The organism is Ekhidna sp., assembly GCF_040220215.1.
In the GTDB taxonomy this organism is placed as follows: Bacteria; Bacteroidota; Bacteroidia; order Cytophagales; family Cyclobacteriaceae; genus Ekhidna.
In genome coordinates this window covers 44,395-71,384 of the sequence record NZ_JAVJTR010000011.1, presented here as the reverse complement: position 1 = coordinate 71,384, position 26,990 = coordinate 44,395, and the positions used below count along the sequence as shown (strand labels likewise).

The following is a 26,990-nucleotide window of genomic DNA, read 5'->3' as shown; positions in this document are numbered from 1 at the left end:
ATTATATGGGACTACAATGCGGTATTGTTGGGTTACCTAACGTTGGTAAATCCACTCTTTTCAATGCGCTTTCCAACGCTAAAGCGGAGGCGGCTAATTTTCCATTCTGTACAATAGAACCAAATGTCGGTGTGATCACCGTTCCGGATGAGCGGCTTCAGATACTTTCGGATTTGGTAAACCCAAAGAAAGTTTTGCCGACTGTGATGGAATTTGTGGACATTGCGGGCCTGGTGAAAGGAGCAAGTAAAGGAGAGGGGTTAGGAAATCAATTTCTGGCGAATATTCGGGAAGTAGATGCGATTATTCATGTGGTTAGATGCTTTGATAACGATAACATTGTCCATGTATCCGGAAAAGTAGACCCGATCGAAGATAAAGAAGTTATTGACACAGAACTTCAACTAAGGGATTTAGACTCAGTGGACAAGCGAATCCAACGAGTGGAAAAGATTGCAAAGTCCGGCGATAAGGATGCAAAAGCTGAATATGAGGTTTTGGTCAAATTCAAAACTCACCTTGAAAGTGGGCAAAATGCTCGTTCATTGGAGATGGAAAAAGAGTTGCGAAAATGGATCAAAGGATTGCAGCTACTGACCGATAAGCCCATCATTTATGTAGCAAATGTGGATGAAGAGTCAATCAATACCGGCAATGAGTGGAGCAAGAAGTTAGAGGAAAATATCAAAAACGAAGACGCACAGCTGATTTTGGTCTCAGCTGGTTTGGAGGAGCAAATTGCGGAATTCGATGATCCGGAAGAGAAGCAAATGTTTTTGGAAGAGTACGGGTTGAAAGAATCTGGACTTAACCGTCTGATTAAGACTTCCTATTCATTATTGGATCTCATCACATACTTCACAGCAGGCGAAACAGAAGTTCGAGCATGGACTATAAAGAAAGGCTGGAAAGCACCACAAGCTGCTGGTGTCATTCACACTGATTTTGAAAAAGGGTTTATCAAAGCCGAGGTGATCAAAATCCCAGACTATCAGCAATATAAAACGGAGGCAGGATGTAGGGAAGCCGGGAAACTAGCTATCGAAGGGAAAGAATATGTAGTAAAAGATGGAGATGTGATGCATTTTCGATTCAATGTGTAGTTAGCGCTCGATCGACCTGAATCGCTTATATCCGATTAATTCATCATTCACATTTCCTGGCTTGCGATAGTACACAAGAATTTCATACTCATTTTCAGCCTGAAAATGGCTACCCTCATAGTAATAGGGTGGGTGATCATCGCTTTTTACTAAATAAAGGTATTCGTAATATCCTTGTTTCAACTCTAAAGTTGTTTCATAGCGACCAAGCCCATTATTGTCACTGTATTTCATACGGTTATCGTCGTTTAATCGCCAATTGTTAAATCGCCCAATCACAAACACGTCTCCATTTATTGGTTCTGATTTAAGCGAAAAGGTTACTTGGGCATAGTCAGCATTTAAGTTGGATTCTCCCGGATCCGTATTTTGGATGATATAATTACCGTTTATATCCTGAAAATTTTGGGTGTAGGTCAATCCACCCCTTGAGCCGTCTAACTTTAAAGGCGCGTTGATTTTTGATCCGGTATTGGTGATTCTACCCACATTTCTTCCTGCCACATTCAGCGTCCGCAAGTCAGCAAACCTAAATTCGTTCCAACCTGAAAAGTTAGTAGTTAAGTCGAGATGGCGATATTCTACAAATCCCTCATTTGTACGTATAAGTGTTGGTCTGATATTTCTTATAGCTGTATTCCAATTATGATTTTGAAGTATGACGGGACTGATGTCTTGTGCCGGCGCATTTACCTGGAGATTACCATAACTTACCCCGAACTCTATTTGATGATTTTCTTCCCGCATATTAATAGTTGTGCTTACACGCACAGTATGGTCGATGCTGGCTTTATTATCTACCACCATGAACTTTCTCGTTAGAATAAGGTCATCAGGATTGGCTCGCCTAAAAACAGCAATGATATAATTGCCGGAAAGGTATGGTTTGGGAATATCGAACCTGTAATTGATATACGGCACTACCGTATTTACAGAATAATCAAAGTCTGTGATACGAAAGTTGTTTATCTGTGTTAGAAATTCCATATCCCTCAACACAGATTTATTCCAGTCTTTATTGCAGTGGTAAATTTTAGCACTGAGGTTTTCGAATTGATCAGTTAACAAATCAAAGGATAGAAAAAGCTGATCACTTTCATTGAGACTCACAATTTGATTTTCCAGCTCCTTGATTTGACCACCTTCGACAGGTACGATCTTCACATTTCCAATGAAACCTTCATAATCGAAGTTGTCAAAAACTATTTTTTTATTTGATGTAGATTGTTGGGGTACAACAGGTTCGCATTGTACTAATAAAAAAGTAATTGTTATTATAGCTAGGTTCTTCATAACTTTAGGAGGACAAAAGTCCAAATTAGAGATTACAACTATAATTATCACCCCTGGGTCTAATTAAATGCCAACGTGAATGTCGGTTTCTGAAGAAAAATTGATCAAAGGTTGCCAAAAAGGCAAGAAAGAGTTTCAGCAAGCACTTTACGATAAGTATTGTGACGGTATGTATCTGGTAGCACTTAGATACTCCAAGATGCAACAAGAAGCTGAGGATATCATTCAGGAAGCTTTTATAAAGGTTTTTAAGAATATCGATAAGTTCAGAAAAGACTCTTCACTGGCATATTGGATAAAGCGTATTGTGGTTAATACGGCGCTTAATCATCAACGAAGCAAACTTTACCTCTACCCAATGGTGGATGTAACTGATTTGGATGATTGGAGTGAAAAGGAAAGCATAATTGCGGGGTTGGGATACGAGGAACTATTGACTTTGATTCAAGAGTTACCTACAGGATGCCAGGTTATATTTAACCTCTTTGCTGTGGAAGGGTATAAACATCACGAAATAGCAAAAAAGCTTAATATCAGTGAAGGCACGTCAAAATCGCAATATTCTAGAGCTAAAGTACTGCTGGCTGAAAAGATTAGGATGAGAGATACTATAAGATATGGATCGCGGGAAGTTTGAGGATAAGGTCCGGAGGAAGTTTGAAGGACAAACAATAAAGACTCCAGGTGGCATTTGGGAAAACATAAATAATTCCCTAAATGCTGATTTGGTTTCTATGTATGCTTCTCAGCAGACAATTTATAAAGCCATTTCTATCGCTGCTGTATTGGTGGTTGTCCTATTACTCGGAATCCTCTATTTACCTACTTCAGTGCTTCAAGATGATAAGGGACAGATTGCTTCCTACAACGCCCTGCTGTCAAACGACATTGACTTTAATAGTTACTACAGCCACAATTTTAGAGGTACTAAAAATATGGATTTGGGGTTTCAGCCAGATGAAAGGGTCAATCCTACAAACCATAAAATGGTTACAGAAGATGGAAAAGAAAGTAGCAACTTTAAATTAAATGAATTAAAGAGTTTAAGAAGTAAGCGACCCTCTGCCTCATTGGCACAAGTAAGCAATGAAATTTACCCTTATCATTCTGGGGTGATTCTCTCTGCCAGAAGATCACGTCATGAGGATGACAAAAAAGTTTGGGCAGGAGTAGAAGCAGGAGCAGGAACATTTAATACGGATTTTGGAGGATCAGGGACTTTAGCAAATTCATTGAATCCACTCGGATTAGCTGCTGCTGTTGGATCGGGTAGTTTCGTTAATCCAACAACCAATGTTTCTCAAAACATGAATGATGCGATTGCTACAACCATTGGTTTTGATTTTGGAGTTCAATTCGGGAAAAAGTGGACTTTGGAAAGTGGGTTGGCCTATACCTCTGTTGAGAACAATGGGACGGCATCAATAAACGTCATAGATATTTACTCCATCGATAAAGGCAACTTGATCAGTCAGGATGCAAATGGAAATGGGACGAATGTAGGGGAAGTCAATAATCCTGGAATTTCTTCAAGGGAGGGGTCTAGGGAAATCGAAGAAAATTTTGATCATGAGATAGAACTTAACAATAATGTTCAGTTTGCTTCAATACCAATTAAGGCTGGCTATTTTATTGTTAATAATCGGTTTAGTATGCGGGTAAATGCAGGCCTATCAGCTAACTATTTTATGGATGGAAGCATCTCTGATCCTTCCAGAAAGATTGTGAACAACAATGATCTTGGTCTTTATAACGACTGGTCGTTTGATGGAATTGGAGGCTTAGAGTTAGGGTACGCTATTTTCGAAAAATTTGATATAACCGTAGAACCAAACTATAGACATTCCATTACTCCAATTAGCAATTCAGCAAATTCACCTTCAAGAATCCTGGTTCAAACAGGCCTTAGATACACACTTAGGTAGCCTTCTATCATTGAAATATCCTATTTCGCATAAAAGATGTAACCGTTCGGCCTATATCCAGTATTCCTTTGTATAAGAAACCCTTCACAGGTTTTTTTGTCAACTAACTCAAAATGTTATATAAAGGGACGCTTGCTTTTTTTCTAGCCTGTACATGCTATATCCTATTTTCTCAGGGAGAATTACCTCCAAAAAAATCGTACACTACAGATCGCTTAGCAAGCGAAATTGTTATAGATGGCTTACTTGATGATGTTGCCTGGGATCAGGTAGATTGGGGAGGCGATTTCATTGGGCACAGACCGGATTATAATGTAGCACCATCACAGCAGACCCAGTTTAAGATTCTTTACGATGCAAAATTTTTATATGTGGGAATCAGAGCCTGGGATACTGAACCTGAAAAAATTGTTAAACGCATGTCTCGTCGGGACGGATTTGACGGTGACTTTGTGGAGATCAACATTGACAGTTATAATGATAAACGCACAGCATTTTCTTTCTCAGCTTCAGTTTCGGGTGTTAAAGGAGATGAATATGTTTCCAACAATGGAGATGATTGGGATAGTACATGGGATCCGATTTGGTACCTAAGGACCAGTGTTGATGATAAAGGTTGGATCGCTGAATTTAAGATTCCATTGTCCCAACTTCGATTTGCGAACAAGGAGAATCACACCTGGGGCATACAGTTTACAAGAAGGATATTTAGAGATGAAGAGCGATCAACCTGGCAACCTGTAGACCCCAACGCACCGGGGTGGGTTCACTTATTTGGAGAGCTGAATGGCATTCAAGGGATTAAGCCTCAAAAACAATTGGAAATTCAACCTTACGTTCTTGGATCTACCCAGAGTTACCCAAAAGAAGAAGGCAATCCGTTTAGAGACGATGGTAATGAACAGAACCTCAATGTAGGTTTAGATGCAAAAGTTGGTATAACTTCTGATATTACATTGGATCTAACTGTAAACCCTGATTTTGGTCAGGTGGATGCAGATCCTTCAAGGGTTAATTTATCAGCGTTCCAATTGTTTTTTCAAGAGCGAAGACCGTTTTTTCTGGAAGGAAGCAATTTGCTTTCGTTTAGAACTAGTGGAGGACCAAATAACCTTTTTTATTCACGAAGAGTAGGCGGCAGGCCTCATGGTAGCTCCGACAATGTCAAATACATGGATTTTCCAGCTAATACCAGGATTCTTGGGGCAGCAAAAGTAACAGGCAAGAATGCGAAAGGATTCTCATGGGGAGTTTTAGAATCTGTAACGAATAAGGAGAGAGCAGATGTGGTTTATGAGGATGATAGTCGAGGAAAGGAAGTGGTTGAACCATTCACTAATTTTTTGGTAGCTCGGGTACAACAAGATATTGATGGCGGGAAGACTGTGATTGGGGCAATGGCCACCAATGTAAAAAGATTTGATAACAGGGGAAATGAACTGGAATACTTGCACGACAATGCAACCAGTGCAGGGATCGATATCGATCATAATTTTAAAGATCGAAAATATGGAATTGAAGTAAGAGCAATGTTTAGTAAAGTTGAAGGAACTCAAGGTGCTATTTACAGAACACAAAGGGCATCAGAGCGCTACTTTCAAAGACCTGATAATATCCATAAAGAGGTTGATTCCACAAGGACTAGTCTCGTTGGGACTGCCGGAACAGTAGCATTTGGAAAGCGCAGTGGCAATTGGCGATGGACAATAGGTTCCAATTTTAAATCACCCGAATTGGTGCTCAATGATGCTGGCTTTTTACGTCAGACCGATGATGTAAATAATTGGGTATGGACGCAATATCGCGTGAATAAGGTCACAAATGTTTTTCGTTGGCAGAACTATAATGTCTACGCGGAGTATAACAATGATTTTGGTGGAGCAGTGACCAACAGAGGGATAAATTTCAACATGAATTGGGAGTTTAATAACTATTGGGGATTTGGTCAGGGTGTGTGGTTCGGTGGTAGTAGAGTGTCCAATGCAGATCTAAGAGGTGGTCCCTCCATCCTGTATCCTGGTAATATCAATTATTGGTACTGGATCGGTACAAATAGCCGAAAAAAGGTGCGGGTGTCTTTCAACAACTGGTTCAATTGGGGACAAAATGATTTCACTAAAAGCTCAGGTATTTCTGTAAATATTAATCTGAGACCAATGGATGCGTTGCAAATATCATTTTCACCAAATGTTGATTGGAATCGTGATGACTTGCAATATATAACTCAAACAGAGTTCAATGGGGACACACGTTATATTTTAGGAAGGGTTGAACAGGAGACGTATGGAATGTCTGTGCGTGCTAACTATAATATCACTCCGAACCTTACACTTGAATTTTGGGGGCAACCTTTTATAGCTGCAGGCGAGTTCAGCCAGTTTAAGCGCACTAACCAACCAAATGCTGAGAGTTATTCCAATCGGTTCCACAGCTACACTGAATCAGAAGTGATCTTTGATGAAGAAAATAGTATTTATGAAGTGTTTGAAAGTGGCGGGTCTGAAGCGGATTATACTTTTGATGATCCCAATTTTAATATCGTACAGTTCCGATCAAATTTTGTCATGCGATGGGAATACATTCCTGGATCTACGTTATTTTTAGTGTGGGCGAATAACGGATCTACTTTTAGCCAATCCAGGGAAAATAGCTTTAGTGATTTATCTTCTCAGTTGTCCGGACTAGCAGGTAACAATACCTTTCTAATTAAATACACCTATCGATTTATACTTTGATTGACTTCCTACTAAATTTGGGCTAAATCTAAATAAGCAATATGTCCAAAGTAATAATAATAGGAGCCGGGGGTGTAGGTCGGGTTACCGCCTTCAAATGTGCTCAAAACACTGATGTATTTTCTGAAATTGTTCTGGCTTCTCGTACACAATCAAAGTGCGATGATATCGCGAAGGATATTGAGAAAGCACATGGAGTAAAGGTCAAAACCGATAAAGTGGATGCTGATCATGTAGATCAGGTGGTGGCTTTATTTAAAAGGCACAATCCAAAAATGGTCATCAATGTGGCACTTCCTTATCAGGATCTTACTATTATGGATGCCTGTTTAGAAGCCGGAGTACATTACCTAGATACGGCTAATTATGAACCACCTGAGGAGGCAAAATTCGAATACAAATGGCAATGGGCCTATCAGGATAAATTCAAAAAAGCAGGATTGACAGCTGTTTTAGGTTGTGGGTTTGACCCGGGCGTAACTGGAGTGTTTACATCACGGGCAGCTAAGCATTTTTTTGATGAAATACACTATTTGGATATCGTTGATTGTAATGCGGGCGATCACGGAAAGGCATTTGCTACCAATTTTAACCCTGAGATTAACATCCGGGAGATCACACAAAAAGGGAAATACTGGGAAAACGGAAAATGGGTGGAGACCAAGCCATTTGAGTTTAGAAAAGATCTGGATTATCCTAATATTGGTAAAAGACCGTCTTACCTGCTTTATCATGAAGAATTAGAGTCATTGGTAAAAAACTATCCAACGATTAAGAGAGCGCGCTTTTGGATGACATTCGGGGATGAATACCTTACTCACCTCCGCGTAATCCAAAACATTGGGATGGCATCTATTCATCCGGTCAACTATGAAGGAAAGGAAATTGTACCACTTCAGTTTTTAAAGGCTGTACTGCCTAACCCTGGTGATTTGGGTGAGAATTATGAAGGTGAAACGTCTATTGGATGTCGAATCAAAGGACTGAAGGATGGAAAAGAAAAGACCTATTACATCTGGAACAACTGTAGCCACAAGGCGGCATATGATGAGACAGGAGCACAAGGCGTTTCTTACACTACCGGGGTTCCGGCCATGATAGGTGCTTACATGATGATGACTGATAAATGGACAGGAGCCGGGGTGTTCAATGTGGAGGAATTCGATTCAGACCCATTCCTTGAGAAATTAGCCATATCCGGTCTTCCATGGCATGAAAAGCATGATTTGGACTTAGGGATGGATTGATATGATAGATATTCAGAAAGTACCTGAATTTTATCAAGGCTATGTTCTATCATTAGGAGAAGGAGAGCTTGTGCCATTGCTCCTTAAAACCGGAGATGATTTCATTGAATTTGGGCGAAAATTAACAGAGGCACAAGGACTTTACAGATACGAAGAAGGAAAGTGGAGCATCAAAGAGGTTATTCAGCACGTAATAGATGCTGAGCGGGTCTTTACTTATCGTGCGATGCGATTTGCCAGAAATGACAAAACAGAACTTCATGGATTTGAGCAAAATGACTATGTGCCTGAATCCTATGCGGATAAACGAACGATACATAGTCTGATGACAGAATTCACGAATCTACGAGCTTCCACGGTTGATTTATTCACCTCATTCAGTGAGGATATCAGGCAAAGAAGAGGTGTTTCCAATAAAGTAGAGATGTCTGTTGAAGCACTAGGGTATATTATATCCGGCCATGTCAATCATCATTTAAATATTATTTACGAACGTTATTCAAAGTGAAAATTCCCTCTCCTTGTTTTGTGCTTGACGAAAAGAAACTCATCCAAAATCTGAAGCTGATCGACGATGTACAAAAGCGAGCAGAAATTGAGATTATTCTCGCATTTAAGGGCTTTTCCATGTGGAGTGCCTTCCCTGTTGTGAGAAGATATGTGAAAGGGGCAACCGCTAGTTCACTGAATGAAGTCAGGCTTTGTAACGAGGAAATGGGTGTGAAATCTCATACTTATTGTGTTGCCTATGATGAAAACGAGTTTGATGAAATCGTTGCAAACTCTTCTCACATCACCTTTAATTCACTTAATCAATACCATCAGTTTATTGACAGAGTGCCTAAGGATGTAAGTATTGGCTTAAGAGTGAATCCCGAGTGGTCTGATGTAGAAACGAATCTTTACAATCCTTCCAGTCCTATTTCAAGATTGGGCATTTCAAGTAAAAACCTTCAGAAGCTGCCAGATCGTGTGGAAGGACTTCATTTTCATGTTCTATGCGAATCTGACTCCTTTGCGCTCGAAAAGGTGTTGGAATCTCTTGAAAGTAAGTTCGGATCATTGCTTCGGCAAGTAAAATGGGTCAATATGGGGGGAGGTCACCTGATGACTAAAAAAGGCTATGATACCAATCATCTGGTAGACCTTCTAACATCGTTCAAAAAGAAACATGATGTAGATGTCATACTGGAACCAGGAAGTGCTTTTGCCTGGCAAACGGGTGATTTGCACACTACCGTACTGGATGTTGTGGAAAATGGTGGAAAAAGGACTGCCATTTTTGATGGGTCTTTCACATGCCATATGCCAGACTGCCTGGAGATGCCTTATCGTCCTAAATTGGAAAACGGTTCGGATGTAGAAGTTGGCGGATGGCATCCGCACCGGTTGGGAGGTGTTAGCTGTCTTGCAGGGGATTTTCTTGATGAATATTGGTTTGAAAAACCTCTGAGCGCCGGGGATTCAATCATATTCAAGGACATGATCCATTATACGATGGTGAAAACCAGTACATTCAATGGTGTCAAACATCCTTCTATAGCCATAAAGAGAGAAAGTGGAGATCTTGACCTGATTAAAGAGTTTGGTTACCTGGATTTCAAAAACCGTCTTTCATAGCTTACAATCCCCTCCTTGGAGGGGCAGGGGTGGGTTTTATATAATTTCAATCCCTCAACTTCGGTTCCAGATCACCTCTCATAAAGAGGTTATATTCTTCACATGAAAGGTACCCTTCACCTAGCGAGTAGGGACATGTTTTGTATACCTCATCAAATATTCCTGCCTGAACCACTACTCCTGATCCATGGCAAACAGGACAAAGCATTTTTTCCAGTCCACCACAGTCATATTCAGCTGATTGCAAATCTTTCTCAAATTGCTCTGATTGAGAGCGTTGTATTCTTAAGTATTCATCCTCTGCATACTGCAAAAACTGAATGGCGGGTTCATAATACATCCCCTTTGTTCCCTTAAGCTGAATGTATTTATTGAGCCAGTTGATGCTTTGTTTGTATTTACCAAGGTGAAAACTATTTCGCCCAAAAAAGTAAGCCATTTCAGATGGGAGCTTGTCTTGATTTTGAAGCACAAATTGAAAAAGTATTTGCGCACTATCATATTTACCAAGCGCCATCAACTCGGCACCTTTTTCCATTTTTCCTATCAGCTCAGACTCACGAACAATCTGAGCATAACTTGCAACAGACCAAATAAAAAGTAGACAGAGAAATAGTTTTTTCATGCGCAAATGCTAAACGACCGGAAAAATAAAATGGTTTGCCGGTCTTCCGTCTTATTGATGCAAAAGATTAACCAATTTTATGAAAGACGGTAATCTTTTGGCAGTTTTGACAATATTTTGATCTAAGATCGTTGAGAGGATAAGATAGGTGTGATGAAAAAAAATTGTTTGATTTTACTGGTTGCATGTTTTGCTACATATTCCTATGCCCAGGATACCCGTAGTACTGAGACTCGTAAACCACCCAGACCACAATATCAGTCGGTAAAAAAAGAGAAAAAAGGTTTTTTCGATTTCCTGAAGAAGGATAAAAGCAAGGAACTAAAGACTTCACAGGAAGAATTGGTTGCCTTCAGAAAAAGGGTAAGTAAAGCTTATGCAGAAAATGCAAAGGTTGATCGTAAGGTAAAAAAGGTAAAAAAGCGTGAAGCTAAGAAAGGAGAAAAATTTCATGGACACAAACGGCCTCCTAAAAAGCGTCCACCTGGAAAACAGAAGTTTTGCAATGTCTGCAAAATGAAACATTAGATTTCCCCCTTTAGGGGGCTAGGGGGTGATTCGGAAAAAATTCCTATTTAGACAACCCATTTTTATCCATTCGGTTGTCCAGCTCTCGGATTTTATTATAAATAAGGTCTAACTCATCCTAACTTACCTCCTTCAGTTCCTGGAATGCCTGTTCCATAAATTTAGAATGATCTCGCAAGTACTTCAACTTGTCATCTGTGATCATCCTAAGTCCTTCTACTTTCTTATTGATTTCATCGATTGTCATAATCTTATAACGTCAACAGAATAAATATAGTTAAAACTCAAGCACTTACCCGATACAGGTTCTGTGATCGCATCCTCAAATCAAAATGGGATAGAATAGCTCGCCGAATGGATAGCTTCAGAAATGTATGATTTATACCTCCTTCTGACACTGCAAACTTGATAATAGGCCTTTGGATTTCTTTAATAAGTGAAAGCTCAGCAGTCCACTTGGCATACATGCCTTTCCAGTCATGGTCATATGCTTCCATATGTGAGCGTCCATCCCACATGATTTCCAGTTGATTGTCCGAATGATCGTGACGAAAAACTGCTGCAAGAATGTCATAATTATCCTCCAATAATTCCTGACCAAAATGAATCTTCTTTTTCAACTCAATGATAAAGTCATCCTCCAGTCCCATCGGGTTGTGCTGAAGATTGTAAGAACTTAAAATTTGTTGGAGCCAATCTTTCAGTAAGGCTGCTTTTGAGAATGCCTGCACGGACTTTAGTAGATAGTTCTTGTCCTGTGGGAAGTATTTTTCTTCGATAAGCATAAAAAAAGGGTAACACAAAGTTACCCTTTAAACTTTAATTTTTTAAATACTAATTAAATACAAACGTCCATTGTCCAGCGATACCGTTCGTGCGTGCGCTTGGTTCGTCAACATCAAAGGTTAATGTCAAACTACCCGAAGCTATTGTGGCTGTCATGTCTGTTGATGTTGTACTTCCAGTATGGGTTTTTGTTATTACGGAACCAGAAGCGTTCCCGAATTCCCATGTACCATTTGTCCAAACATCACCAAATCCATCCGGAACTCCACTTACAGTATAGCTTCCACCGTTTTGATTTCCACTGAAATTGATACCAAAACCAGACCAATCACCGTCAGCAGCACCTCCATCTGTTTGAACATTGCTCGGTTCTGCATAAGCTGTACCAGTCAAATTAGCTGCAACTTCAACCAATGGATCTGGTGGTGGATCATCACTTCCGCCACCGCATGACATAAAAATAACTAAGGAAGCAAAAACTAAGGCAGCTAGTAAGTTTGATAATCTTTTCATAATTCGATCTAAATGTTAGTCTTGATTAGATTTTAAGTATTTCAAAAGTAGAACTTTTTGGCTTTTATACCTACTTAACAGCAAAAACGTGTGAAAATTATTTTACAACCTCTTTTTTTTTAAAGTTTTAGCTGTTTTTCGCATACCGCTATCTCTCTATTATCATTGGATGCAAGGATGATCAGTCGTTTTTTTAAAAGGCTAATATTGCTTTCCCACCATTGAAATCCTTCATCATCAAGGTTAGAAGTTGGCTCGTCCATAAATATCACATCGTTTTCAAAGAAAAAAGCGGTGAGCAGTTTTGTGCGCTGTTTCATGCCTGTGGAGAATTCGGCAATAACCTTATTTAGTGGAAGGGAGGCAGAGTCAGCCATTTTTTTGATTGAGCAATTGGAATCTTTGAATTTACTATGAAAGTTAAGGAACTCATTAAGGGTGAGTTCTTCAATTATTTCCGTGTATGGCCCTATAAATACGCTTGAGTGTGTACTATCATCCACTTTTACACCATCCATAAAGATATCACCATGACTGGGGGTTAGGTACCCTGCAATGATTTGAAGGAGTGTTGATTTTCCGGCACCATTCTTCCCGGTTATAGCAACAGGCTCTCCTGATGCTATTTCAAAATTCTGATTTCTGAATATCCAGTTACGGCCAAATTTTTTCCCTATGTCTTTCCCTGTTATTTTCATTAATGTTGTTCACTCGCAAAATGTATTCCAGTAAACCCTCCTAACCTCAAAGCGTTTCTCTTCTCAATTGTCCCCTTGAGGCGGTCAGACGATTCTGGACCATAGGGGTGTTCTTTCCATGTGTTTTCAATCCTTTATCAATGTTTTAGGTGCACAGAGATAATGTTTGGTCACAATTTTACTCATGGCTTTAATATTTGGTAAATCCGATGCTTCAGCTACATCCACTACATCTCCATGTTTTCGGAGTATTTTAATTGATTGCCCTGATGCAATGTATGCCGAATTGCTAACCGAACCTGTCTTCACAAAATAGGCTGCTTCTTTGTCCGAAATATCATACTCCTTCATGGCTTTATGTACCAGATCATCTGTGACAATTCTGCCGATGGCATCATTAGAGAAAGAAATTCCTAAAAGCTTGCGTTCCAAAAGCATCTTGCTTAGTGTGTGAAGCACAAAGTCCGGATGATCCTGCCAAAACTTGATAGATCCCCAAATATCATTGTCATCCAACAATGCATATACTTCGAGGATGTCTCTGTCTTCTTCGAAATCCTTTGCTGTGATGCTTTGCTCCAGAAATATTGAAAGTGCAGGAGTCGCAATTACATTTTCACCTTTTTGTGTGAGTTCTTTCGCCCGTTTAATAATCTCAATGAGCATCATCTCAGCACACACAGCAGTCTTGTGTAAATACACCTGCCAATACATCAAACGCCTTGCGCTTAGAAAATTCTCAATGCTGTAGATCCCTTTTTCTTCCACAACCAGTTGACCTGCCACTACATTCAGCATTTTGATGATTCGTTCTGAACCAATGGACCCCTCATAGACCCCCGTAAAGAATGAATCTCGCTTGAGGTAATCAAGACGGTCAATATCCAACTGGCTGGATACAAGCTGGTGAAAAAATGGCCGTACATATTCATTCTTAAAAATTTGAATAGCCAAATCCAGTGCTCCATTGAATTCCTTATTCAGGTCCTGCATCATCCAGAGACTTACTTTTTCATGTTTCACACCCTGGAACAAGGAAAACTCTAGCGTGTGGGAGAATGGCCCGTGACCCAAGTCATGAAGTAGAATCGAAATCATCACTGCATCATATTCTGCTTCTGATATTTCTACCCCTTTCCCCCGAAGTGAATCGAGCGCGTTGCTCATCAGGTGCATGGCACCTAGGGCATGGTGAAAGCGCGTATGCAGTGCGCCTGGATACACATAGTCGGTGATCCCTAATTGCTTGATTCTTCTTAGTCGCTGAAAATAACGATGCTCGATGATGTCAAAAATGAGATCGTTGGGTATATTGATGAATCCGTATACCGGATCATTTAGAATTTTCTTTTTGTTCAACAGCGTTTGTGATTTACTTTTCTTTTTGACAAAAGAATCACAAATTTTATTCAAAACATGACTCCATTAATCTCCTCTTGGGAGGAGATAATGAGGTGGGTTAGCATTAGCTGTCATTTTTGAATAAAATTTGATAAAAGAAAACATTTTGTACCCACCCCACACCTCTCCGAGGAGGGGATTTAATGTGTTTTCTTTTTTATTCTTTCGTCAAACTCAGGTTACTTAGCAAACTAATGCCAAAACTGAATTAATGCAGCAATTTAAAATCTTATGGGCGGACGATGAAATTGAGCTTCTCAAGCCTCACATTTTATTTCTGGAGCAAAAAGGATATCAACTAACTCCTGTGAACAGTGGGGCAGATGCTCTGGAGGAAATTGACCATAACTATTTTGATATTGTATTTCTTGATGAAAATATGCCCGGCATGAGTGGATTGGAAACGTTGAATTACATAAAGTCAACACACCCCAACCTCCCGGTAGTTATGATCACCAAGAATGAGGCAGAAGAAATCATGGAGGAGGCCATTGGGGCAAAGATTGCAGATTATCTGATCAAGCCACTCAACCCGAATCAAATTTTGCTTTCAGTCAAGAAAATACTGGATAATAAACGGATCATTTCTGAAAAGACAAATCTGGGTTATCAGAGGGAATTTCAAAAGCTGGCCATCAGCGTAATGGATGCGCAAGATCATTACGACTGGATGGAGATTTACAAAAAACTGGTGTATTGGGAAGTAGAGATAGATGAGACTGAAGATAGAAGTATGGTAGAGGTACTTAATGCGCAAAAGGTGGAAGCTGATGGAAACTTTTCTGCTTTCATTACCTCCAATTATGAAGATTGGATCACAGATCCTGACATTGATCGCCCCCTGCTCTCACATAATTTATTGAAGCATAAGGTCTTTCCAGAGGTTGGAGGGGAACCGGTTTTTTTAATTGTCATTGATAATCTGAGGTACGATCAGTGGAAGGCTATTGAGCCTGATGTAGCGGAATTATTTAGTGTAGAGTCGGAGGAAATATACTACTCTATTTTACCAACTACTACTTCATATGCTAGAAATGCCCTTTTCGCAGGGCTAACACCGAATGAAATTGCAAGGCGTTATCCGGATTTATGGGTGGAAGAGGAAATTGATGAAGGTAAAAACCTCAAAGAAGCTGAGCTATTGGAAGCTAATATGGCGCGCAATAAGGTAAAGGAAAAGTTTTCATATCATAAGATCCTACGCGCAGATGAGGGTAAGCATCTTAGTGAGAGTGTAACTAATTTGATGGGCAATGGATTAAATGCGATTGTCTATAACTTTGTTGATATGCTTTCGCATGCTCGAACCGACATGCAGATGATTCGAGAGCTGGCACCTGATGAGTCAGCCTATCGATCACTCACGAAATCCTGGTTTAACCACTCCTCTCTTTACGATACACTGAAGGCACTCTCCAACCAAAAAGTGAAGGTAATGATCACAACCGATCACGGCACCATCAGGGTAAATAAAGCACAGAAAATTGTGGGGGATAGAAATACGAATACAAACTTAAGGTATAAGGTGGGACGAAATTTGGCGTTTGATGAGAAGTCTGTGTTTTTCACTCGTGATCCCGAAAAATTAGGATTGCCCAGGCCACACATGAGCTCATCTTATGTTTTTGCCAAGGATGATCATTTTTTTGCTTACCCGAATAATTTCAATCACTATGCGCGACACTACAAGGACACATTTCAGCATGGCGGTATTTCCATGGAGGAAATTATGATCCCTTTTATCACTTTGGCTAATAAATGACGATTCCCAATTACCATGAAGCAGAGCTACATGAGGTAGCTCGAAAACTGATCAGCAACTTCGGACACCTGAAAGTATGGTGCTTTGATGCGGAGATGGGAGCAGGAAAAACAACGTTGACGAAAGCCATCTGCAAAGAATTAGGGGTACGAGATGAAATGAGCTCGCCTACTTTCTCTATTGTGAATGAATATCTGACTGGCAAAAATGAGGATATATATCACTTTGATTTTTATCGATTGAAGGATTTAGAAGAAGCCATGGATATAGGTGTGGAGGACTATCTTTTTTCCGGAAAATTGTGTTTGTTGGAATGGCCGGAGATTATTGAACCCCTATTGCCGGATGAATACCTGCAAATAAGCATTAAATTAGTAGGTGATAACACCCGATCACTAACTGCACAACCTAAATGAACGAATCGTCCAAATCCGGATTTGCAAAGTTGGCTCAGGAGCAGACGCTCTACCCGAAAGAGGCACCTGCTAAGATTTCGAAAAAGCACCAGTCACTACAGGTAGGTGTACCACAGGAAATTGCTGATCAGGAAAAACGCATGCCTATAAAGCCTTCTTCAGTGGGTGTATTAGTTGCCAATGGACATGAAGTACTTGTTGAGTCCGGGGCAGGGGAGTCAGCGAATTTCGCAGATAAGGAATACAGTGAGGCCGGTGCTAAAATTGCCTATAGTGCAAAAGAAGTCTTCGAGTGTCGTACTGTCCTGAAGGTGGAGCCGCCAACTTTGAAAGAAATTGAGATGATGAAGCCTGGGAGTACGCTCATCTCGGCTTTTCAGGCTGGCAAACAAAATTCTAAGTACCTGGAAGCCATTAATAAAAAGAAGCTCATTGCTATTGGATATGAATTTATTGAGGATAAAGTTGGAGGGCTACCACTTGTTCGGGCCATGAGTGAAATAGCCGGAAGTACCGTGATGATCATTGCGGCCGAATACCTGAGCAGTGCCAATAATGGCAGAGGTGTGATTCTCGGAGGGATTACAGGTGTACCGCCTACACGAGTAGTTATCATAGGAGCAGGTACAGTGGCGGAGTTTGCGGCCAGAGCTGCATTGGGTCATGGAGCGGAGGTGCGTGTCTTTGATAACCAGATTTATAAGATGCGCCGACTCAAGCACACACTTGGACAGGAAATTTATACGTCTACCTACGATGAAGCGCTGCTCAAAAAGGAGGTGGAGGAAGCAGACGTGTTGATTGGGGCGGTTCGATTTGAAAAAGGAAAGAGTAAGATGCTGGTAACTGAAGATATGGTGATGAGCATGAAGCCCGGTTCGGTGATTATAGATGTTAGCATCGATAACGGTGGATGCATCGAAACTTCTGAATTGACAAATCACAAAAAACCTGTATTTGTAAAGCACGATGTGACGCATTACTGCGTACCAAACATTGCTTCACGGGTAGCACGAACCGCCTCACTCGCGATCTCAAACATCTTCACACCAATCTTGTTGGAAGCAGGAGACTGTGGAGGGTTTGATGAGATGATTTACACCCATCCCTGGCTACAAAAAGGCGTTTATTCCTACAAAGGCACACTGACCAATCTCGCCCTGGCCAAACGTTTCAACCTGGCATTTAAGGATATCAGTTTATTTATGGCGGCCAGGATATAATGAGAGGTTTAATAAGTAAGGTTTTTTATTCATTTCTGATTTGGATTTTGTTTATTCAGTGTTCAAGTAAACAAAGCCATACAGCATTAACTGGTTTTTTAATGTCAGCAGAATATCAAAATTGGATTGAGCTAGAGCAGAATAATTCCTTAAGAAAGCTAGTGAAACCAGTTGATAGCTCATACTACATGAAAATGGAAAAGGCTCTCTCCTTAATTGATAAAATTAAGATGAAATTGATCATAAATGCTAATCAAAGTTTTAGTGAAGAGGATTTTACTCAGTTTGCTTTAGGCCCGAACAAAACATATTATGATATTGAAAATCCAAACTTTGATAAAAACTTGGATTTCCTTATTGAGAATTTCCCAAGTTTAAAGAATGATTTAAACGTTCCAATTGGGATTATTAGAGAGAACTCAAAAGATCCCCAAAATATAATGTTATTAATGTCCCCGTGTGAAGATCCAATTTTTCCTAATGAAAAGGAATGCTCCGAGGAGAACTTTTTTTAAAGTTTGTTTTTAAAAATAAAAACCTAATTGAGAGCCTTTACATACTAACAGACTATAAACTTCACCTTCTTACGATGGAAAGAAATTATCTTATTGAGCAAATAGATAATTATCCCAATTGATTTTATGATATTGAAATCTTTGCTCCATAGATTCCTCGTTCCCTGCCTTTGTCGGCAGGCAGGCTCGGAATGACACCAAGAACAAAGTATAGAGGTATTCCCCCTTTGAAGGGGGGTGTGAGAGGATGTGTGTGGGCGGGGGATGTCTATCCTTCAACAGGCTCAGGATGACAAGCTATAAAGAAGCCAAACTCTCCTCCAGCGTTTTCACCTTAGCTTCAGCATCTGCCAGCTTCTTTCGCTCCATAGCTACCACCTGTTCAGGGGCACCATTCACAAACTTCTCGTTGGAGAGCTTCTTTTCCACCGACTTCATGAAGCCTTTCGTGTAGTTCAGCTCTTCCTCAATCTTTTTCTTCTCCGCTTCAATGTCGATGTTCTCAGTCGCAGGAATGAAAAACTCATCCGATCCTACTACGAAACTGAATGCATTTGCCGGCTTATCCCCTGATTTAATTTCAGAAACGTTTGCCAGCTTCTTCAAGGATTCGCCAATACTGGCAATAGCCTTAGAATCGGTTGTCAACTCAAATGTCTCCTTAGGTGAGATACCCTTGGAACTTCGGATGTTTCGCACAGCTGAGGTAATTTCAAAAAGTAAATCTGCTTCTTTCAATATTCTGTCATCAAAGCTTGCTGCTTTAGGCCACTCAGCTACAATGATCGCTTCACCATCTTTGCGCTCTTTTAGTTCATGCCATAGTTCTTCAGTAATGAATGGCATAAATGGATGTAATAACTTCAACACCTTTTCAAACAGTTCAGTAGTGGCAGTATGCGTCTTTGCATCAATCGGCTTGCCGTATTCAGGCTTGATCCACTCGAGATACCAGCTACAGAAGTCATTCCAAACCAGCTTGTAGACTGTCATTAGCGCATCCGACATTCGGAACTTGGAGAAGTGATCTTCCAATTCGGTCAGCGCTTTGTTGAGTTTACTTTCAAACCAGCTAATTGCCTGGGCATTAATCGCAGGCTGTTCTGTTTCGGTAATCTCCCAGCCTTTCACCAATCGGAAGGCATTCCAGATTTTGTTAGAGAAGTTTCTTCCTTGCTCTACCAATTTCTCATCAAAAAGTAGGTCGTTTCCGGCAGGTGAGCTGAATAGCATTCCTGTTCGTACACCATCCGCACCAAACTGCTTGATCAAATCAAGTGGGTCAGGCGAGTTGCCCAACGACTTGGACATTTTTCGTCGCTGTTTGTCCCGCACAATGCCTGTCAGATACACATTTTCAAATGGCTTTTCATCCAGATACTCATATCCTGCAATCACCATTCGTGCTACCCAGAAGAACAGAATCTCCGGTGCAGTTACCAATGTGTTAGTGGGGTAGAAGAAGCTCAGTTCTTCATTTTTACTTTTATCGATTTTTCCGGTAGCCGGATCAAAGCAGCTTTCATCAAACCCACCAAAAGCTGCAATCGGCCATAGGTTGGAAGAAGCCCAGGTGTCTAACACATCCTCGTCCTGTTTCAGATCATCTGCTGTCAGGCTGTTGTTACCGGTCGTCTTGCGTGCCTCTTCTACTGCTTTATTAATATTTTCAGCAACCACAAAATCACCTTCTCCATCACCATAGTAGTAAGCTGGAATACGCTGACCCCACCAAAGCTGGCGAGAGATACACCAGTCGCGCACATTCTCCATCCAGTGGTTGTAGGTGTTCTTGAACTTAGCTGGGAAAAGCTGTATTTCATCATCCATTACCGCCTTATGTGCTCGCTTGGAGATTTCCTTCATTTTGATGAACCATTGTAGTGAAAGCTTCGGCTCCACCACCGAGTTAGTTCGCTCCGAACGACCAATCTTGGTGATGAATTCTTCCTCATCAACCAATACTCCGGCAGCTTTCAGATCTTTCACGATAATCTTACGCACCTTGAACCGATCTTCACCAACATACTTTTCAACCTCACATTTTTCATTGAGTGTACCATCCAGATTGATGGTGTCAATTGTGTCCAGATTATGTCGCTGACCAATTTCATAGTCATTTGGATCATGCGCAGGCGTTACTTTCAGACAGCCGGTACCGAAATCAAGCTCCACATAATCATCGCCAATGATTGGAATCTCCCGATTGATGAATGGCACCAATGCTTTCTTTCCAATCAAATGTTTGAATCGCTCATCGCTCGGGTTAACAGCAATACCTGTATCACCAAGAATCGTTTCTGGTCGCTGAGTAGCAATAGTCACAAACTCATCCGAATCTTTGATCTGATATTTTACATGGTAAAGGATCGCTTTCTCTCCATCCTCATTGTAGATCACCTCTTCATTGGAAATGGTAGTTTGCGCCTCAGTATCCCAGTTTACCATCCTAAGTCCACGGTAGATGTAGCCTTTATTAAACAGGTCAACAAACTGTTTGATTACCGCATCATGATAGTTGGGATCCATCGTGAAACTCGTTCGATCCCAGTCACAGGAAGCTCCTAGTTTTTTCAGTTGATCGAGAATGATACCGCCATACTTTTCTTTCCATTCCCAGGCATGTTTCATGAATTCTTCTCTGGATAGGTCTGACTTCTTGATCCCTTTTTCACGCAGCATACGCACCACTTTTGCTTCTGTGGCAATGGATGCATGGTCTGTACCCGGCACCCAGCAGGCCTCTTTGCCTTCCATTCTGGCTTTTCGAATCAATACATCCTGAATGGTGTTGTTGAGCATGTGACCCATGTGCAGAACGCCCGTGACGTTTGGAGGAGGGATAACGATGGTGTACGCTTCCTTGCCGGTTTTAGGAGTGGCATGGAAAAATTTTTGATCCATCCAGTACTTGTACCATTTGTCCTCTACTTTGGTTGGGTCGTATTGTGCGGAAATGCTCATCAAATGCTATTTCTTCGTATTAAAATTTTGAAACCGCAAAGTTAGTAGCTTTAGTGGGTTTACGTTTTCAATTTGCTAATTTTAAGTTATGATCCGCAAACCGACATACGCTGGTAAAGTTGATGCTAAAGACGAGCATGACATTTTAATCTGGGCTCGGCATAAAACAGCAGAAGAAAGGCTAATCGAAAGCTGGAGATTACATTGTATTAATCACGGTATATCTACCCAAAAAAAACTTGACCGATTTGCTTCGACTGCAAAAAGACGTCTTTGATGGCTGATCTATTCAATCAGGATTTTCTGGAATACATTCAATTGCTAAATAAGCATAGGGTTGAATACGTCCTTCTGGGTGGAATGGCAGTCAATATATATGGCTATAGACGATCGACCGGAGATATGGATCTTTTTGTTAATCCAACTGAAGCAAATCATAAACGTCTTAAAAAAGTCCATAGCGAGTTCGGTATGCTGATGGGAGAAATGGAAAAGCTTGAGAATTTCACGAATACTACAAAGTATGATGTGTACACATTCGGAGTTTCTCCTATACAAATAGATGTGATGACAGCCTGTAAAGGCATTACGTTTGGGGAGGCATATTCACAATCGCAAGAATATCAAGTGAACAAAATTTCCATAAAAGTTGTAAGTTTTGATACTTTGCTGAAATCTAAAAATGCAACTAATCGAACGCGGGATTTAGCTGACATAGAAGAATTAAAAAAAATTAGAAATACGAAGAGAAATGATTGAAATAGCTGCAAACAATCCAAACCTAAAATCCTGGGTGGAAGTACCTGAAAATTCAGACTTCCCAATTCAGAATTTGCCATTTGGCATCTTTAAAGAAGGAGGTGCAAAGCGAGCTGGAGTAGCTATTGGTGATAAGGTGCTGGACCTTGCGGTAGTTCAATCTCAAGGACTGTTTGATGGATTGGGTCTGCCTGAAGGAATATTTGATAAGGAAGTATTGAATGACTTTTTGAAGTTGGGAAAGGCGACCGGAAGAGTGGTTAGAAATCGCATTTCAGAATTACTGCAGGATGGAAATGATGAATTACAAAGCCACTATGCTTTAGGATCGATATTACTGGATCAAAGCAAAGTGAAGATGTGTCTGCCGGTGCAGATTGGCGATTACACTGATTTTTATTCCAGTGAGCAACATGCATACAATGTTGGGTGTATGTTTCGTGATCCGGATAATGCATTGATGCCAAACTGGAAACACATTCCGGTGGGTTATCATGGTAGAGCTTCTTCGATCATTGAATCCGGTGTACCAATCCACCGCCCGAAAGGTCAGCAGAAACCAAACGATGATGAACCCCCGGTGTTTGGACCATGTAAGCTGTTAGATTTTGAGTTAGAGACTGCTTTCATTACGTGTGGAGGCAATGATCTTGGAGATTCCATCACAACAGCAGAAGCAGAAGATTACATTTTTGGAATGGTGTTGTTTAACGACTGGTCGGCGCGGGATATTCAAAAGTGGGAATATGTTCCATTAGGTCCATTCTTAGCTAAGAATTTTGCGTCGTGCATTTCTCCGTGGATCGTAACGCTGGATGCTTTGGAGCCATTCCGTATTGCCGGACCAAAACAAGAGCCCGAAGTTTTACCGTATTTGAAGTTTGAAGGAAACAAGCATTTTGATATTGATTTGGAGGTAGCCATCCAGCCCGAGGATAGTGAAGAGAAAGTAGTTGGGAATTCCAATTTCAAATATATGTATTGGAACATGGCGCAGCAGCTGGCTCATCACACGGTTAATGGTTGCAACATCAAAACAGGAGATTTGTATGGAAGTGGTACCATTTCCGGCCCAGATTCCAGTCAGTTTGGTTCCATGTTGGAGATTTCCTGGAAGGGCACCAAGCCGGTGAAAATGCCTGATGGTAGCGAGCGAAAGTTCATTCAGGATGATGATACGGTAATCATGCGTGGACACGCTAAACAAAACGGCATTCGTATTGGTTTTGGAGAGGTGTCAACGAAGGTGTTGCCAGCGAAGTAGAAAATAAATGTGTGGTTATGCTGAACTTGTTTCAGCATCTATTTGGGATTATCAATAGACCCTGAAACGAGTTCAGGGTGACACCTTAAAAAGAATCTTAAATGACAATCGACCCAAAAGAAATACCGGTACCACAACTCCACGGACACCTGCTTGGTGCGGTAGCACCCAGGCCAATTGCTTTTGCCAGCACAGTGGATAAGGATGGGAATGTAAATCTGAGTCCGTTTAGTTTTTTTAATGTGTTTAGTGCGAATCCTCCGGTGATGATTTTCTCACCAGCAAGAAGAGGAAGAGACAACACGACAAAGCATACTCTGGAGAATGTGAAAGAGCATGCTGAAGTGGTAGTGAATATTGTATCTTACGCCATGGTGCAGCAGATGTCGCTGAGCAGCACAGAGTATGCAAAAGGAGTTAATGAGTTTACTAAAGCGGGTTTTACAGAAGTAAAATCAGAAAGAGTGAAACCACCGAGGGTGAAGGAAGCTCCTGTGTCTTTTGAATGTAAAGTGATTGAGGTGAAGTCACTGGGTGAGCAGGGTGGAGCTGGTCAATTAGTCATTTGTGAAGTACTGTTGATGCACATCGCAGACCGGGTATTGGGCGAGGATGGCAAGATTGATCCCAATAAAATTGATCTGGTCTCGAGAATGGGCGGTAATTGGTATGCCAGAGCGAGCGGAGATGCTATATTTGAAGTTGCCAAACCTTTGACAACCATGGGAATAGGAGTAGACCAAATACCGGATCAAATTCGAACAAGCACCGTACTCACGGGCAACCATCTCGGCATGCTCGGAAACGTGGAAGCATTGCCAACTGAAGAAGAGGTAAATGATTTTGCTAACGAACCTGAAGTACGCTCCATCCTCGACTCATTCGATGATGAGGAAAACATCCAACTGGAGCTGCATAAGCTTGCTGCTGATTTGCTGAATGAGGGAGAGGTAGATACGGCCTGGAAAGTTTTGATGATGGGATAAATAGTCAACAGTCCATCGGTTGACTGTCGACTCAAAACTGTTGACTATTATGAAAGACAACTTCTCAATCCAATCTGCTGACTATGCAAAGTTTCGCCCCGTCTATCCTCAGGAGTTAATTGATTACCTCATTTCACTTTGCGAAAATCATGAAGCTTGCTGGGACTGTGGGACAGGGAATGGTCAGTTGGCGGTAAAACTGTCGGAGACATTTCAAAAAGTTTACGCCACGGACATCAGCGATAAGCAACTTTCCAACGCTACCCCAAAACCAAACATTGAATATTCAAAACAACCAGCCGAGCAAACTAATTTTCCCGATCAGTATTTTGACTTGATCACCGTGGCACAAGCTGCGCACTGGTTCGATCATGAGCGATTTAATCAGGAAGTAATCCGTGTGCTTAAACCAAAAGGAGTTATTGCATTAATAGGTTATGGGCTCGTTCAGGTGGACGGGCAGGTAGGTGAAATTATTAAGGAGTTTTATTGGAATGTCACTCATCCCTACTGGGATCCGGAACGCGATCACATTGAGAAAGCTTATCAAACCATCCCTTTTCCATTTAATGAAATAACAGATGTACCAAAATTCAAGATGAAGAAGGAAATGATGCTCGATGACCTGGTTGGTTACATCAGTACCTGGTCTGCTGTACAGCATTATAAAAAAGACAAAGGCCATTCACCCATTGATCAATTTCACCATGATCTGATGAAGGTTGGGAACGGTGAAAGGCTAATGGTTGAATTTCCCCTGTTTACCCGTCTAGGGAGGTTAGACTAATTCTGAAATTAACTCTTCATCAACCTTCTATCATAAACGAACCAATCCTGATTTACAATCTCCAATTGCAGGTCAGGGTGATTCGGGTTAATAAGAAAATTACTTTCCAGTGGATTTATTACTGATGGTACTTTTAAAATAGTTGAAGTTTGATCTTTGATCCACTGATCGCCTATTTTGCTAGTTGCATTTTCATCGGATTTCCAATTTTCCGGTAGTGGGGTTCTCAAGTCTGCAACCTGATTTTCATCTACAATCAATGCCAAAAGGAGATATTTAAAAGAATCCGCACCGGTAATGTGAACGAGGTGTTCTAAAATACTTAATGAGCTGGTTTGAGCGGTATAAAGCATGAAGTTTCCACTGGAATTCCATCTGCCTCCAAAAAGCGAAGCTCCAATTCCACTAAGGTCATTGGCATATTTTGGTAGTGTAAGTCTGTATACTATCAAGCGGTGATGCCGTGTTTGATTCTACCAAGGATTTGAAGAACACGATTAGAACCTGTAATTGTGCGCATCATGTCAAGTGGAACATATCCATCCAACATAGGCTGTGGGGTCTTGAGCCAGTTAGATAAACTATTTTTTGAACCCAATGCCTCTTCACCTGATTCGAATATTTGCTGGATGAAGTGAAAACGATCCGATTTTTCCTGGCCAAGTGTAGGCTTTAACATCATGTTGTAATACGTTTTTTCCGAAACCCCTAAGATACCTGCCATATCATCTTTTGTAAAACCATAAGCGGCTACAGCTTCTTTTACCTCATCAGACTTGGCTTCTTTTATCTTGTAGAATTTCATTGTTATGTAAAATTACATAAATATGTACGTAAAATTACAATCATGGTTTCAGAAGGCAAACCTTTCTTTAAACTCCTCCAGCTCAGCTTTCAGCCCGTGAGGTTTAAACCGATCGATGTACTCAAAAAGTTTACTATTCGGGTCAATTTTCAGTTCACGCAAATTCATGTGCTGGTTTGTGAACAGGAATTCCAAAGAAGGATAGATTTCTTTAAGCACATCCACGATATCCAAAATCTGTAGGTTTTTGTCAACAAGATTGTAAGTTCCGCTAGGCACCTTGCTGGTAATGGTCTGAACTAAAGCATTGCATAGATAGTCTACATGAATAAAGGCCCTGGACTGTTTACCATTGCCGTTGATCTGGATGCGATTGGTGAAGTTTGCATCAAACATGAACCGGTTGATTACCGCATCAAATCGCATGGATTTACTGTAGCCATACACATTACCACCCCGTATGTTGATAGCATTCTTCTTTTCTGCCAGTCGGTTTACATGCTCCTCGCCTCGAAGCTTAGAGATACCATAAAAGGTAGAAGGAGCAGGGGTAGTATTTTCGTTAGCTACTTGTTCACTTGCTCCGTAAACGGAAGTGCTACTCAGATATATGAATTTTGATATATCAGATTCTTCTGCGCAGTAAACTACCTCGGCTGTCCCCCAGTGATTGACTTGTTCATAGAAGTGAGGGTCAGTGTTGGCAAATGGAGTAGTGACAATAGCAGCCAGGTGCACCACCACATCAGCATCTTTCATCAGTTTCTTTAACTGACGTGTATCCAGAATATCTCCACGCACAGACTGTATTTTCTCCTTATTATCATAATCCTGTCCAAGGAAAAAATTATGATGTCCCTTACTCAGGTTATCATAGACGATGATTTTCTCAATTTCAGAATTGGCTACCAGGTGTTTTACCAGCTTTGTTCCAACGTATCCGGCTCCCCCGGTGATTAGTACTTTCATGTTTTTTATGTCAGGTTGATGTACTCGAAACCTGTCTTTTTGAATGTCCATTTCGACAGGCTCAAT

General features: G+C 40.9%; 27 protein-coding genes. 16 read left to right on the top strand and 11 right to left on the bottom strand.

Going from position 1 to position 26,990, the window contains the following annotated elements; translation table 11 throughout:
- Positions 1-5: 5 nt before the first annotated feature.
- On the top strand, positions 6-1,103 hold the full coding sequence (gene ychF, locus RIC88_RS04680; RefSeq protein WP_350216328.1) for a redox-regulated ATPase YchF: 1,098 nt from the start codon (positions 6-8) through the stop codon (positions 1,101-1,103).
- Here ychF and RIC88_RS04675 read toward each other — a convergent pair whose 3' ends face one another.
- A complete protein-coding gene (locus tag RIC88_RS04675) occupies positions 1,104-2,396 on the bottom strand; it encodes a type IX secretion system plug protein (RefSeq protein WP_350216327.1) in 1,293 nt (430 codons plus the stop codon).
- Positions 2,397-2,475: 79 nt separating this feature from the next.
- Between RIC88_RS04675 and RIC88_RS04670 the strand changes: the two genes are divergently transcribed.
- The 6 genes from RIC88_RS04670 (at position 2,476) to nspC (ending at position 9,923) form a co-directional block, all read left to right on the top strand.
- On the top strand, positions 2,476-3,033 hold the full coding sequence (locus RIC88_RS04670) for an RNA polymerase sigma factor (RefSeq protein WP_350216326.1): 558 nt from the start codon (positions 2,476-2,478) through the stop codon (positions 3,031-3,033).
- Positions 3,014-4,321, top strand: a complete 1,308-nt coding sequence (locus RIC88_RS04665) for a hypothetical protein (protein ID WP_350216325.1) — start codon at positions 3,014-3,016, stop codon at positions 4,319-4,321. Before RIC88_RS04670 ends, RIC88_RS04665 begins: the two co-directional genes overlap by 20 nt.
- Before the next feature lie 113 nt (positions 4,322-4,434).
- Positions 4,435-7,056: a DUF5916 domain-containing protein gene (locus RIC88_RS04660; RefSeq protein WP_350216324.1), complete on the top strand. Its 2,622-nt coding sequence runs from the start codon at positions 4,435-4,437 to the stop codon at positions 7,054-7,056.
- A gap of 41 nt (positions 7,057-7,097) precedes the next feature.
- Entirely contained in the window at positions 7,098-8,303 is a 1,206-nt protein-coding gene (locus tag RIC88_RS04655) for a saccharopine dehydrogenase family protein (protein WP_350216323.1), read from the top strand.
- 1 nt (position 8,304) lies between these two features.
- Entirely contained in the window at positions 8,305-8,811 is a 507-nt protein-coding gene (locus RIC88_RS04650; RefSeq protein WP_350216322.1) for a DinB family protein, read from the top strand.
- Positions 8,808-9,923: a carboxynorspermidine decarboxylase gene (gene nspC, locus RIC88_RS04645; RefSeq protein ID WP_350216321.1), complete on the top strand. Its 1,116-nt coding sequence runs from the start codon at positions 8,808-8,810 to the stop codon at positions 9,921-9,923. Before RIC88_RS04650 ends, nspC begins: the two co-directional genes overlap by 4 nt.
- Before the next feature lie 46 nt (positions 9,924-9,969).
- On the opposite strand, the gene RIC88_RS04640 is transcribed toward nspC, so the two are convergent.
- Positions 9,970-10,548, bottom strand: a complete 579-nt coding sequence (locus tag RIC88_RS04640; RefSeq protein WP_350216320.1) for a hypothetical protein — start codon at positions 10,546-10,548, stop codon at positions 9,970-9,972.
- Positions 10,549-10,701: 153 nt separating this feature from the next.
- Here RIC88_RS04640 and RIC88_RS04635 point away from each other — a divergent pair, with 153 nt between their 5' ends.
- Entirely contained in the window at positions 10,702-11,076 is a 375-nt protein-coding gene (locus tag RIC88_RS04635) for a hypothetical protein (protein WP_350216319.1), read from the top strand.
- Positions 11,077-11,194: 118 nt separating this feature from the next.
- On the opposite strand, the gene RIC88_RS04630 is transcribed toward RIC88_RS04635, so the two are convergent.
- From RIC88_RS04630 to RIC88_RS04610, 5 genes are all read right to left on the bottom strand, one after another.
- On the bottom strand, positions 11,195-11,323 hold the full coding sequence (locus RIC88_RS04630; RefSeq protein ID WP_350216318.1) for a hypothetical protein: 129 nt from the start codon (positions 11,321-11,323) through the stop codon (positions 11,195-11,197).
- A 37-nt stretch (positions 11,324-11,360) separates the two neighbouring features.
- Entirely contained in the window at positions 11,361-11,861 is a 501-nt protein-coding gene (locus RIC88_RS04625; RefSeq protein ID WP_350216317.1) for a hypothetical protein, read from the bottom strand.
- Positions 11,862-11,910: 49 nt separating this feature from the next.
- Entirely contained in the window at positions 11,911-12,375 is a 465-nt protein-coding gene (locus RIC88_RS04620) for a hypothetical protein (RefSeq protein ID WP_350216316.1), read from the bottom strand.
- A 119-nt stretch (positions 12,376-12,494) separates the two neighbouring features.
- Positions 12,495-13,073: an ABC transporter ATP-binding protein gene (locus RIC88_RS04615; protein WP_350216315.1), complete on the bottom strand. Its 579-nt coding sequence runs from the start codon at positions 13,071-13,073 to the stop codon at positions 12,495-12,497.
- Between the two features lie 126 nt (positions 13,074-13,199).
- Positions 13,200-14,432, bottom strand: coding sequence for an HD domain-containing protein (locus RIC88_RS04610; protein ID WP_350216314.1), 1,233 nt, complete (start codon positions 14,430-14,432; stop codon positions 13,200-13,202).
- A 253-nt stretch (positions 14,433-14,685) separates the two neighbouring features.
- On the opposite strand from RIC88_RS04610, the gene porX reads away from it, so the two are divergent.
- The 4 genes from porX (at position 14,686) to RIC88_RS04590 (ending at position 18,390) form a co-directional block, all read left to right on the top strand.
- A complete protein-coding gene (gene porX, locus RIC88_RS04605; protein WP_350216313.1) occupies positions 14,686-16,236 on the top strand; it encodes a T9SS response regulator signal transducer PorX in 1,551 nt (516 codons plus the stop codon).
- Positions 16,233-16,652, top strand: a complete 420-nt coding sequence (gene tsaE / locus RIC88_RS04600) for a tRNA (adenosine(37)-N6)-threonylcarbamoyltransferase complex ATPase subunit type 1 TsaE (RefSeq protein WP_350216312.1) — start codon at positions 16,233-16,235, stop codon at positions 16,650-16,652. Before porX ends, tsaE begins: the two co-directional genes overlap by 4 nt.
- Positions 16,649-17,875, top strand: a complete 1,227-nt coding sequence (locus RIC88_RS04595) for an alanine dehydrogenase (protein WP_350216311.1) — start codon at positions 16,649-16,651, stop codon at positions 17,873-17,875. The genes tsaE and RIC88_RS04595 overlap by 4 nt, the downstream gene beginning before the upstream one ends.
- A gap of 101 nt (positions 17,876-17,976) precedes the next feature.
- Positions 17,977-18,390: a hypothetical protein gene (locus tag RIC88_RS04590; protein ID WP_350216310.1), complete on the top strand. Its 414-nt coding sequence runs from the start codon at positions 17,977-17,979 to the stop codon at positions 18,388-18,390.
- Between the two features lie 297 nt (positions 18,391-18,687).
- Here RIC88_RS04590 and RIC88_RS04585 read toward each other — a convergent pair whose 3' ends face one another.
- Positions 18,688-21,354, bottom strand: coding sequence for a valine--tRNA ligase (locus RIC88_RS04585; RefSeq protein ID WP_350216309.1), 2,667 nt, complete (start codon positions 21,352-21,354; stop codon positions 18,688-18,690).
- A gap of 276 nt (positions 21,355-21,630) precedes the next feature.
- Between RIC88_RS04585 and RIC88_RS04580 the strand changes: the two genes are divergently transcribed.
- The 4 genes from RIC88_RS04580 (at position 21,631) to RIC88_RS04565 (ending at position 25,150) form a co-directional block, all read left to right on the top strand.
- Positions 21,631-22,113, top strand: a complete 483-nt coding sequence (locus tag RIC88_RS04580; RefSeq protein ID WP_350216308.1) for a nucleotidyltransferase — start codon at positions 21,631-21,633, stop codon at positions 22,111-22,113.
- Complete coding sequence (gene fahA, locus RIC88_RS04575) at positions 22,106-23,377, top strand: fumarylacetoacetase (RefSeq protein WP_350216307.1); 1,272 nt, start codon at positions 22,106-22,108, stop codon at positions 23,375-23,377. Before RIC88_RS04580 ends, fahA begins: the two co-directional genes overlap by 8 nt.
- A gap of 101 nt (positions 23,378-23,478) precedes the next feature.
- Complete coding sequence (locus tag RIC88_RS04570; RefSeq protein WP_350216306.1) at positions 23,479-24,363, top strand: flavin reductase family protein; 885 nt, start codon at positions 23,479-23,481, stop codon at positions 24,361-24,363.
- Positions 24,364-24,412: 49 nt separating this feature from the next.
- Positions 24,413-25,150 (top strand): class I SAM-dependent methyltransferase, encoded by a 738-nt coding sequence (locus RIC88_RS04565; protein ID WP_350216305.1) that lies wholly within the window; start codon positions 24,413-24,415, stop codon positions 25,148-25,150.
- Between the two features lie 8 nt (positions 25,151-25,158).
- Here RIC88_RS04565 and RIC88_RS04560 read toward each other — a convergent pair whose 3' ends face one another.
- From RIC88_RS04560 to RIC88_RS04550, 3 genes are read right to left on the bottom strand one after another with little or no spacing between them, the layout of a single operon-like run.
- Positions 25,159-25,602: an RES family NAD+ phosphorylase gene (locus RIC88_RS04560; RefSeq protein WP_350216304.1), complete on the bottom strand. Its 444-nt coding sequence runs from the start codon at positions 25,600-25,602 to the stop codon at positions 25,159-25,161.
- On the bottom strand, positions 25,599-25,955 hold the full coding sequence (locus RIC88_RS04555) for an Xre family toxin-antitoxin system antitoxin (RefSeq protein WP_350216303.1): 357 nt from the start codon (positions 25,953-25,955) through the stop codon (positions 25,599-25,601). Before RIC88_RS04555 ends, RIC88_RS04560 begins: the two co-directional genes overlap by 4 nt.
- Positions 25,956-26,003: 48 nt before the next feature.
- Positions 26,004-26,924, bottom strand: a complete 921-nt coding sequence (locus RIC88_RS04550) for an NAD-dependent epimerase/dehydratase family protein (protein ID WP_350216302.1) — start codon at positions 26,922-26,924, stop codon at positions 26,004-26,006.
- Between the last annotated feature and the right edge of the window lie 66 nt (positions 26,925-26,990).

Excerpts from the sequence above, each read along its gene's own strand:
- RIC88_RS04585 (WP_350216309.1), bottom strand. The coding sequence starts at position 21,354 with ATGAGCATTTCCGCACAATACGACCCAACCAAAGTAGAGGACAAATGG.
- ychF (WP_350216328.1), top strand. The coding sequence starts at position 6 with ATGGGACTACAATGCGGTATTGTTGGGTTACCTAACGTTGGTAAATCC.
- RIC88_RS04635 (WP_350216319.1), top strand. The coding sequence starts at position 10,702 with ATGAAAAAAAATTGTTTGATTTTACTGGTTGCATGTTTTGCTACATAT.
- RIC88_RS04595 (WP_350216311.1), top strand. The coding sequence starts at position 16,649 with ATGAACGAATCGTCCAAATCCGGATTTGCAAAGTTGGCTCAGGAGCAG.
- fahA (WP_350216307.1), top strand. The coding sequence starts at position 22,106 with ATGATTGAAATAGCTGCAAACAATCCAAACCTAAAATCCTGGGTGGAA.
- RIC88_RS04640 (WP_350216320.1), bottom strand. The coding sequence starts at position 10,548 with ATGAAAAAACTATTTCTCTGTCTACTTTTTATTTGGTCTGTTGCAAGT.
- RIC88_RS04675 (WP_350216327.1), bottom strand. The coding sequence starts at position 2,396 with ATGAAGAACCTAGCTATAATAACAATTACTTTTTTATTAGTACAATGC.
- RIC88_RS04570 (WP_350216306.1), top strand. The coding sequence starts at position 23,479 with ATGACAATCGACCCAAAAGAAATACCGGTACCACAACTCCACGGACAC.
- RIC88_RS04565 (WP_350216305.1), top strand. The coding sequence starts at position 24,413 with ATGAAAGACAACTTCTCAATCCAATCTGCTGACTATGCAAAGTTTCGC.
- RIC88_RS04660 (WP_350216324.1), top strand. The coding sequence starts at position 4,435 with ATGTTATATAAAGGGACGCTTGCTTTTTTTCTAGCCTGTACATGCTAT.
- RIC88_RS04625 (WP_350216317.1), bottom strand. The coding sequence starts at position 11,861 with ATGCTTATCGAAGAAAAATACTTCCCACAGGACAAGAACTATCTACTA.
- RIC88_RS04555 (WP_350216303.1), bottom strand. The coding sequence starts at position 25,955 with ATGAAATTCTACAAGATAAAAGAAGCCAAGTCTGATGAGGTAAAAGAA.
- tsaE (WP_350216312.1), top strand. The coding sequence starts at position 16,233 with ATGACGATTCCCAATTACCATGAAGCAGAGCTACATGAGGTAGCTCGA.
- RIC88_RS04550 (WP_350216302.1), bottom strand. The coding sequence starts at position 26,924 with ATGAAAGTACTAATCACCGGGGGAGCCGGATACGTTGGAACAAAGCTG.
- RIC88_RS04615 (WP_350216315.1), bottom strand. The coding sequence starts at position 13,073 with ATGAAAATAACAGGGAAAGACATAGGGAAAAAATTTGGCCGTAACTGG.
- RIC88_RS04665 (WP_350216325.1), top strand. The coding sequence starts at position 3,014 with ATGGATCGCGGGAAGTTTGAGGATAAGGTCCGGAGGAAGTTTGAAGGA.
- RIC88_RS04655 (WP_350216323.1), top strand. The coding sequence starts at position 7,098 with ATGTCCAAAGTAATAATAATAGGAGCCGGGGGTGTAGGTCGGGTTACC.
- RIC88_RS04670 (WP_350216326.1), top strand. The coding sequence starts at position 2,476 with ATGTCGGTTTCTGAAGAAAAATTGATCAAAGGTTGCCAAAAAGGCAAG.
- RIC88_RS04650 (WP_350216322.1), top strand. The coding sequence starts at position 8,305 with ATGATAGATATTCAGAAAGTACCTGAATTTTATCAAGGCTATGTTCTA.
- RIC88_RS04580 (WP_350216308.1), top strand. The coding sequence starts at position 21,631 with ATGGCTGATCTATTCAATCAGGATTTTCTGGAATACATTCAATTGCTA.
- RIC88_RS04620 (WP_350216316.1), bottom strand. The coding sequence starts at position 12,375 with ATGAAAAGATTATCAAACTTACTAGCTGCCTTAGTTTTTGCTTCCTTA.
- porX (WP_350216313.1), top strand. The coding sequence starts at position 14,686 with ATGCAGCAATTTAAAATCTTATGGGCGGACGATGAAATTGAGCTTCTC.
- RIC88_RS04630 (WP_350216318.1), bottom strand. The coding sequence starts at position 11,323 with ATGACAATCGATGAAATCAATAAGAAAGTAGAAGGACTTAGGATGATC.
- RIC88_RS04590 (WP_350216310.1), top strand. The coding sequence starts at position 17,977 with ATGTCAGCAGAATATCAAAATTGGATTGAGCTAGAGCAGAATAATTCC.